Annotated in this window: 6 protein-coding genes; 2 read left to right on the top strand and 4 right to left on the bottom strand. The window is 69.4% G+C overall.

Features of this window, described 5'->3' with window-relative positions:
* The 3 genes from L0H79_RS18350 to L0H79_RS18340 form a co-directional block, all read right to left on the bottom strand.
* A partial coding sequence (locus L0H79_RS18350) for a hypothetical protein (protein ID WP_301486087.1) occupies positions 1–244 on the bottom strand: 244 nt, incomplete at its 3' end.
* 125 nt (positions 245–369) lie between these two features.
* A complete protein-coding gene (gene rpoB / locus L0H79_RS18345; protein ID WP_301486086.1) occupies positions 370–3852 on the bottom strand; it encodes a DNA-directed RNA polymerase subunit beta in 3483 nt (1160 codons plus the stop codon).
* A 289-nt stretch (positions 3853–4141) separates the two neighbouring features.
* On the bottom strand, positions 4142–4753 hold the full coding sequence (locus tag L0H79_RS18340) for a LysE/ArgO family amino acid transporter (protein ID WP_301486088.1): 612 nt from the start codon (positions 4751–4753) through the stop codon (positions 4142–4144).
* A gap of 76 nt (positions 4754–4829) precedes the next feature.
* Here L0H79_RS18340 and L0H79_RS18335 point away from each other — a divergent pair, with 76 nt between their 5' ends.
* Positions 4830–5705 (top strand): LysR family transcriptional regulator ArgP, encoded by an 876-nt coding sequence (locus L0H79_RS18335; RefSeq protein WP_301486085.1) that lies wholly within the window; start codon positions 4830–4832, stop codon positions 5703–5705.
* Between the two features lie 71 nt (positions 5706–5776).
* Here the strand turns inward: L0H79_RS18335 and L0H79_RS18330 are convergent, their stop codons facing one another.
* Positions 5777–6844, bottom strand: a complete 1068-nt coding sequence (locus L0H79_RS18330) for a hypothetical protein (protein ID WP_301486084.1) — start codon at positions 6842–6844, stop codon at positions 5777–5779.
* A gap of 99 nt (positions 6845–6943) precedes the next feature.
* Between L0H79_RS18330 and L0H79_RS18325 the strand changes: the two genes are divergently transcribed.
* On the top strand, positions 6944–8311 hold the full coding sequence (locus L0H79_RS18325; protein ID WP_301486083.1) for an FAD-binding oxidoreductase: 1368 nt from the start codon (positions 6944–6946) through the stop codon (positions 8309–8311).
* The last annotated feature ends 167 nt before the right edge of the window (positions 8312–8478 follow it).

Raw genomic sequence — 8478 nt, 5'->3', positions numbered from 1 at the left:
CCTCGACGCCGCAGCGCTCACAGATGATGCCCTTGAAGCGCACCCGCTTGTACTTCCCGCAGGCGCACTCCCAGTCCCTGGTGGGGCCGAAGATCTTCTCGCAGAAGAGTCCGTCCTTCTCCGGCTTCAGGGTGCGGTAGTTGATGGTCTCGGGCTTCTTGACCTCGCCATGGCTCCACTGGCGGATGTCATCGGCGCTGGCAAGGCCGATTCGAAGCTCGTCGAAGAAGTTGACGTCGAGCACTTCGTGCTTCCTTCTTTCGTTCTGTTCGTCACTCAGGTCTGCGGATGTGAAGGGATCCTCGAGGGTTCCCGGATGCCGTGTGGCTCGGCGGGATCACCGAGCCGGCACGCGGCATCCGGCACGACTCAGACCTCTTCGACCGAACTCGGCTCACGCCGGGACAGGTCGATGCCGAGTTCCTCGGCGGCACGGAAGACGTCGTCCTCCGCCTCGTGCATCTCGATGGCCTGCCCGTCGCTGGACAGCACCTCGACGTTGAGGCAGAGGGACTGCATCTCCTTGATGAGCACCTTGAAGGACTCCGGGATCCCCGGCTCGGGGATGTTGTCGCCCTTGACGATGGCCTCGTACACCTTGACGCGCCCGTTGACGTCGTCCGACTTGATCGTCAGCAGCTCCTGCAGCGCGTAGGCCGCGCCGTAGGCCTCGAGGGCCCAGACCTCCATCTCACCGAAGCGCTGGCCACCGAACTGGGCCTTACCGCCGAGCGGCTGCTGGGTGATCATCGAGTACGGGCCGGTCGAGCGGGCGTGGATCTTGTCGTCGACCAGGTGGTGCAGCTTGAGGATGTACATGTAGCCGACCGAGACCGGCTCCGGGAACGGCTCGCCGGAGCGACCGTCGAACAGCCGGGTCTTGCCCGTGTGGTCGATCAGGCGCACCCCGTCGCGGGTCGGCAGCGTCGAGTCGAGCAGGCCCATGATGACCTGCTCGGACGCGCCGTCGAAGACCGGCGTCGCGACCCGTGAGCCCGGGGTCGCCTCGCGCGCGTCGACCGGGATCTGGGCGGCCCACCCGGGCTTTCCGTCGACCTTCCAGCCACGGCTCGCGGCCCAGCCCAGGTGCAGCTCGAGGATCTGGCCGAGGTTCATCCGTCGCGGCACGCCGTGCGGGTTGAGGATGACGTCGACCGGCGTGCCGTCCTGCAGGAACGGCATGTCCTCGACCGGGAGGATCTTGGAGATGACGCCCTTGTTGCCATGGCGGCCCGCGAGCTTGTCACCGTCGGTGATCTTGCGCTTGTTGGCGACGTACACACGCACCAGCTGGTTGACGCCCGGAGGCAGGTCGTCGCCCATGTCGGCGCGGAACTCCTTGACGCCGATGACGGTGCCGGTCTCGCCGTGCGGGACCTTCAGGGAGGTGTCGCGCACCTCGCGGGCCTTCTCGCCGAAGATCGCACGCAGCAGCCGCTCCTCGGGCGTCAACTCGGTTTCGCCCTTCGGGGTGACCTTGCCGACGAGCAGGTCGCCGTCACGGACCTCGGCACCGACCCGGATGATGCCGCGCTCGTCGAGGTCGGCCAGGACGTCCTCGGAGACGTTCGGGATGTCCCGGGTGATCTCCTCCGGGCCCAGCTTCGTGTCGCGGGCATCGACCTCGTGCTCCTCGATGTGGATCGAGGAGAGCACGTCGTCCTGCACGAGGCGCTGGGACAGGATGATCGCATCCTCGTAGTTGTGGCCCTCCCACGACATGAACGCGACGAGCAGGTTGCGTCCGAGAGCCATCTCGCCGCCCTCGGTTGCGGGCCCGTCGGCGATGACGTCGCCGGCCTGGAGCTTGTCCCCTTCGTCGACCAGCACGACCTGGTTGTAGCTGGTGCCCTGGTTGGACCGGTTGAACTTGGCGATCCGGTACGTCTGGTAGGTACCGTCGTCGTTGGCGACGTTGACCAGGTCGGCCGAGACCTCCTGGACGACGCCAGCCTTCCGGGCGCGCACGACGTCACCGGAGTCGAGTGCGGCGCGGTACTCCATCCCGGTGCCGACGAGCGGCGCCTCGCTCTTGACGAGCGGGACGGCCTGGCGCTGCATGTTCGCGCCCATCAGGGCCCGGTTGGCGTCGTCGTGCTCGAGGAACGGGATCATCGCGGTCGCGGCGGAGACCATCTGCCGCGGCGAGACGTCCATGTAGTCGACGTCCTCACCCGGGACGAGCTCGGGCTCGCCGCCCTTGGTGCGCACGAGGACCCGCTCGTCGACGTACCGGCCGTCCTCGCCGATCTCGGCGTTGGCCTGCGCGACGATGAACTTGTCCTCCTCGTCGGCGGACAGGTAGTCGACCGTGTCGGTGACGACACCGTGCTCGACCCGGCGGTACGGCGTCTCGATGAAGCCGAACGCGTTGATCCGCCCGTAGGACGCGAGCGAGCCGATCAGCCCGATGTTCGGGCCTTCCGGCGTCTCGATCGGGCACATGCGGCCGTAGTGCGACGGGTGGACGTCACGGACCTCCATCTGCGCGCGGTCACGCGAGATGCCGCCCGGGCCCAGCGCCGACAGGCGTCGCTTGTGGGTCAGGCCGGCGAGAGGGTTGTTCTGGTCCATGAACTGGGAGAGCTGCGAGGTGCCGAAGAACTCCTTGATCGAGGCCACGACAGGGCGGATGTTGATCAGGGTCTGCGGCGTGATCGCCTCGACGTCCTGAGTCGTCATGCGCTCGCGCACGACCCGCTCCATCCGCGAGAGTCCGGTGCGGACCTGGTTCTGGATGAGCTCGCCGACGGAGCGCAGCCGGCGGTTGCCGAAGTGGTCGATGTCGTCGACCTCGACCGGCAGGTCGACCTCCTCTCCGTGCCGCATGCCCTTGACGGTGTCCTGACCGGCGTGCAGCGCCACGATGTAGCGGATCGTCGCGACGACGTCGTCGATCGACAGCGTCGAGTCGTTGATGCTCGCATCGAGCCCGAGCTTCTTGTTGACCTTGTAGCGGCCGACCTTGGCCAGGTCGTATCGCTTGCCGTTGAAGTAGAGGTTGTCGAGCAGCGCCTGCGCGGCCTCACGCGTCGGCGGCTCGCCCGGACGCAGCTTGCGGTAGATGTCGAGCAGGGCCTCGTCCTGGCCCTCGGTGTGGTCCTTCTCGAGGGTCAGGCGCATCGACTCGTAGTCGCCGAACGCCTCGAGGATCTGGGCCTCGGTCCAGCCGAGCGCCTTGAGCAGGACGGTGACCGACTGCTTGCGCTTGCGGTCGACGCGGACCCCGACCATGTCGCGCTTGTCGATCTCGAACTCGAGCCAGGCGCCGCGGCTCGGGATGATCTTGGTGGTGTAGATGTCCTTGTCGGACGTCTTGTCGGGCGTGCGCTCGAAGTAGACGCCCGGGCTGCGCACGAGCTGGCTGACGACGACCCGCTCGGTGCCGTTGATGATGAAGGTCCCGCGCTCGGTCATCAGGGGGAAGTCACCCATGAAGACGGTCTGGCTCTTGATCTCGCCGGTCGTCATGTTCATGAACTCGGCGGTGACGAAGAGCGGCGCGTCGTAGGTCTGGTCGCGCTCCTTGCACGACTCGATCGTCTTGCGGGTCTCCTCGAAGCGGTGGTCGCGGAACGACAGCGACATCGAGCCGCTGAAGTCCTCGATCGGGGAGATCTCCTCGAAGATCTCCTCGAGACCGGATCGGTCGGGGACATCGGTGCGCCCCTCGGCCTTGGCGGCAGCGACACGAGCCTGCCAGCGCTCGTTGCCGAGCAGCCAGTCGAAGCTCTCCGTCTGAAGGGCCAGAAGGTCGGGGACCTCAAGTGGTTCGCGAATCTTCGCGAAAGACAGACGCCCCGAAGGGGTCAGTGCGGTGGACATGTTCGTCGCAGTACGCGAGGCAGCCAAGGAGGGTCCTTCCACGGGCCTTTTCGAGTCTTCAGATCGGCGTTGTCGCAGCACTTCGTCCGCGGGTCCCGGTCAGGGTGGAGACACGAGCCGGCACAAACCGGAGCGGTCTCACGAACCGATCATGGGTCGCGGATGGAGGGCATAGGCAGCGCAAAGGCCTAGCCTACCCAAAGAGGGCAGAGAAGTCCAACCGAGTCAAGGGGCGGAGTTCGAGTCGACCTCGACACTCCTCGAGCCGGGAGTCCTGCAGGGACGCCAAAACTATGGACCCCTCAGGGCCTACACGTCAAGGACTTGCCACGAGCAGGCCGGTCGCGACGACGACCATCTGGACAGCGATCAGCCCGTCCACCCACCGCCAGACAGAACGTCTCGACAGCACCGTGCTCAGGCCGCGTGCCCCGAGCCCGAGCAGGAGGAACCACAGCACGCTCGCCACCATCGCCCCGGCCCCGAACGCCCACCGTCCGGGGTCACCCTTCGTGGCGGCAACGGACCCGAGCAGCACCATCGTGTCCAGGTAGACGGCCGGGTTGAGCCAGGTGAGCGCCATCGCGGTCAGGACGACCCCGGCCCGCGAGGTGGCCGGAGCGGCGCCCGGTGCGAGACCCGTCGGCCGCAGGACTCGGCGGCCGGCGAGCACGGCGTAGCCGAGCAGGAAAGCGATCCCGCCCCACCGGACCAGCTCGAGCAGGGACGGGAACCGTCCGGCCACGGCGCCCATGCCGGCCACGCCGGCCGCGATCAGTACGAGGTCGGACAGCACGCACACGGCGATGACGGCGGCGACCCCGTGCCGTCTGAGCCCCTGCCGGAGCACGTACGCGTTCTGAGGGCCGATGGCGATGATGAGCCCGGCGCCGGTGCCGAGGCCGGCCAACGCAGGTGCAATGAACATGGACACGAAAGGACGCTATCCGAACCTCGTACATGAAGTGAAGCGAATGTTCCTGCATCACCATTAGTATCGCTTCATGGAGGGGGAGCAGCTCAGGGCTCTCGTGGCGGTCGTGGACGGCGGGACCTTCGAGCGTGCCGCGGCCCTGCTGCACGTGACCCCGTCGGCCGTGAGCCAGCGGATCAAGGCCCTTGAGGCCGGCGTGGGGACGGTCCTGGTCCAGCGCTCGAAACCGGTGCGGCCGACACGTCAGGGCGAGGTGCTGCTGCGCACCGCCCGTCAGGTGACGCACCTGCTCGACGAGGCGTCGGTGCTCATGGCCGGGGCGAGCGAGCCCGGCTCGCAGAGCCGGGTGCGCGTGCCGGTCGTCGCCAATGCCGACTCCCTCGCCACCTGGCTCTCGGCGGCCGTCATCGACCTGTGCCGGCAGCCCTCGCTCGAGCTCGTCCTGCGGCGGGACGACGAGGCGGTGACGGCCGACCTGCTCCGGTCGGGCGAGGTCATGGCCGCGGTGACGGCCGAGCCGGCACCGGTGCAGGGTTGCCAGGTCCACCGCCTCGGCACGATGCGGTACCGGGCCAAGGCCTCCCGCCGGTTCATCCGCACGTGGCTCCCGCACGGCCCGACCCCGGAGGCGATGAGGAGGGCCCCTGTCCTGCACTACGACGAGAAGGACGTGCACCAGTACCGGCTGCTGGACGCCGTCGCGCCCGGGGCGCGCCCACCTGAGCACTTCGTCCCGGACTCGGTCCAGTACGTCGCCATGGTCCGCGCGGGTGTCGCCTGGGGCATGGTGCCCGACCTGCAGGACCCTCAGGGCCGGCTCTTCACGCTGGACCCCACCTGGACCGAGGAGGTTCAGCTGCACTGGCAGGTCTGGAAGCTCGGGTCGGCGGCGCTCGACCTCGTCACGGCTGCGGTCCTCCGAGCGGCCGGCCGCCACCTGCGTTGACCCCGCCATTCGACTGGAGCGCCCCCGCACCCACCATCGGTTCGCGCGGACACCCGAAGGACGCCTCCGGGTCAGCTGCGCCGGCCGGCCTCCCACGACAGGTGGCCGTCGGCAACGCTCACCGACAGCGTCTCGATCGGGGCGTCGCTGACGGCGGGCAGCCCACCCAGCAGGGCACGCAGCCGGCCCCAGGTCTCGCGGGTCGGCACGGGCGCGGTCCCGTCTGCGTTTCCGGCCAGGCCCACGATGCCACCCTCGGCATCGAGGGTGAGCCGCGCCGTGAGGCGCTCGACAGATCTGCCTCGCTCGGCCTCGACGCCCTCGCACAGCACCCTGGCCGCCTCGCCGAGGATCCAGTCGCCCGTGGCGCGGCTCGGGCCGGGCTCCCCCGGCGCGGCCGGGACGTCGACGGCCAGCTCCGCTGCCAGCGCCTCGGTCACGACCGTCCCCGGTGCCTCCGTGGCGGGCTCCACCGTCGTCGCCGACTGCGTCGCCGGCTCCGCTGCGGGGCCCTCCGGGACCCTCTGCACGGGCGGCTCCGGCTGGTGTGCGCCCTCGCGCTCGGTCTTGTCCGCTCCCTGTTGCTCGGTCCCGACCCGACCCTCGCTGAGCAGGCCGGTGGCCGCGTACTCGATCGTGGACAGGTCGAGGCTCTGGTCGCTCAGCACCCGCTCGTCGATGACGTACGCGATGTTGACGGCCAGGTCGCGCATGCCTGGGTGCAGCTGCTGGCCCACGAACCGCGAGCAGACCACGAGCGCGCGGACCCGCACCATCGGCCGGCCCCTGCGGTCGGGCACCCGCCGGTCGCCGGGGACGCGCTCCACGTCGAATCCCTCGGGTGGGTAGAAGTGGATCGGCCGCTCGAGGACCATGACCGAGTAGTCGGACCGGTCCGGGCCCGCCATGAGCCGGTAGAGCTCACCGACCACCGGCAGCTGCCAGGTCAGCTCGGTCGGGGCCTGCTCGAAGGACGTGACCGTGACGACGGGTCCACGGTGCCCGGGCGTCTCGGCCGACCCGCCCGTCCCGGCCACAGGCGGTGCCGTGGCCTGGGCAGCGGGCGGCGGGACCGGGACGGGTGGCCCCATCGAGTCGCCGCCGCTGGTCTTCTTCGTCGCACGCGAGAGCCATCCCATGGATCCAACCTACGACCGTGGCGTCGAGCGAAAGGCAGCGCAGCGGCATACCGCGTTCTGTTCGTTCCAGCTTCACGCTTCTGTGGTTACGGTGACGTTGTGGACGCAACGAGTCTCGAAGACCTGCGTGCCGCCCTCTCCGAAGGCGCGCTGAGCACCGACCCGGCCACCGTGGAGAACTATCGGCGCGACTGGACACAGTCGGAGTCAGCCGGTATGCCGCTGTGCCTGGTGCGCGCCGCCGGCGCGGACGACGTGGTGGCGGCGGTCCGCTGGGCCGCCGAGCGTGGCGTGCCGGTCGTGCCGCGCGGCGCGGGCAGCGGCCTGTCCGGTGGGTCGTGCGCGGTCGACGGCTGCCTCACGCTCTCGCTCGACCGGATGCGCTCGATCGAGATCGACGTCGAGACCCGCACCGCGGTCGTCGAGCCGGGGGCCTTCAACGCCGAGGTCAAGGCGGCGGCCGCCGAGCACGGTCTGTGGTACCCGCCCGACCCGTCGAGCTTCGAGATCTGCTCGATCGGCGGCAACGTCGCAACCAACGCCGGCGGCCTGTGCTGCGTCAAGTACGGCGTCACGACCGACTACGTCCTCGGGCTCGACGTCGTGCTCGCCGACGGGACCTTCGTGCGCCTCGGCGGCAAGCGGATCAAGGACGTCGCCGGCCTGTCGCTGGTCAAGCTCTTCGTCGGCAGCGAGGGGACACTCGGCATCGTCACGCGGGCGATCCTGCGCCTCGTGCCCGCCCAGGCCCGACCGGCCACGCTGGTGGCGATCTTCGACACGGTCGAGGCCGCGGCCGATGCGGTCGTCGCCGTGGGACGGACCTTGCGGCCCTCGATGATGGAGCTGATGGACAACGCCTCGATAGGCGCCGTCGAGGACTACCAGCCGATGGGTCTCGACCGGACCGCCGGGGCGCTGCTCATCGCCCAGTCCGATGCGCCGGGCGCCGCCCGTGCGGAGGAGATCGAGGTGATCCGGGCTGCCTGCGAGCACGCCGGGGCCAAGGAGTGCTTCGTCACGGACGACCCGGCCGAGGGCGAGCTGTTCGCGGCGGCTCGACGGGCCGCATTCCCGGCCATCGAACGGCTCGGCGCGCTCATGCTCGAGGACGTCGGCGTGCCGGTGCCTCTGCTGCCCAGGCTGCTGACCGGGATCGCCGCCATCGCCCAGGAGCACGACGTCCAGATCCCCGTCGTCGCGCACGCCGGCGACGGCAACACCCACCCGATCATCGTCTACCCCCGCGGCGACGCGGCTGCGAAGGGGCGCGCGGCCGATGCCTTCGAGGCCGTCATGCGTCTCGCGATCGGGCTCGGTGGCACGATCACCGGCGAGCACGGCGTCGGCCGGCTCAAGAAAGCCGCCCTGCCCGAGCAGCTCGGCCCGGACGTGATGGCCCTGACCCACCGGATCAAGGACGCCCTCGACCCCCAGGGCATCCTCAACCCCGGCGCCGCGTTCTGACGGGTCGGGTCGCTCTCGGGCGCCTCTGGGATGTGCCAGCGCCTGGTCACGGGTCATGTCGCAAGGCATGTCGCGGGTGCCCAGTCATGTCACCAGTCATGTCGCGGGTGCCCAGTCATGTCGCAAGGCATGTCGCGGGTGCCCAGTCATGTCGCAAGGCATGTCGC

Origin of the sequence: Intrasporangium sp. (assembly GCF_030452765.1) — a bacterium.
Taxonomy (GTDB): domain Bacteria; phylum Actinomycetota; class Actinomycetes; order Actinomycetales; family Dermatophilaceae; genus Intrasporangium_A.
This window is presented reverse-complemented; position numbering and strand designations above follow the sequence as displayed.

What these genes read in the sequence shown, in the direction of transcription:
- L0H79_RS18335 (WP_301486085.1), top strand. Translation starts at nt 4,830, where the DNA reads ATGGAGGGGGAGCAGCTCAGGGCTCTCGTGGCGGTCGTGGACGGCGGG.
- L0H79_RS18340 (WP_301486088.1), bottom strand. Translation starts at nt 4,753, where the DNA reads ATGTTCATTGCACCTGCGTTGGCCGGCCTCGGCACCGGCGCCGGGCTC.
- L0H79_RS18330 (WP_301486084.1), bottom strand. Translation starts at nt 6,844, where the DNA reads ATGGGATGGCTCTCGCGTGCGACGAAGAAGACCAGCGGCGGCGACTCG.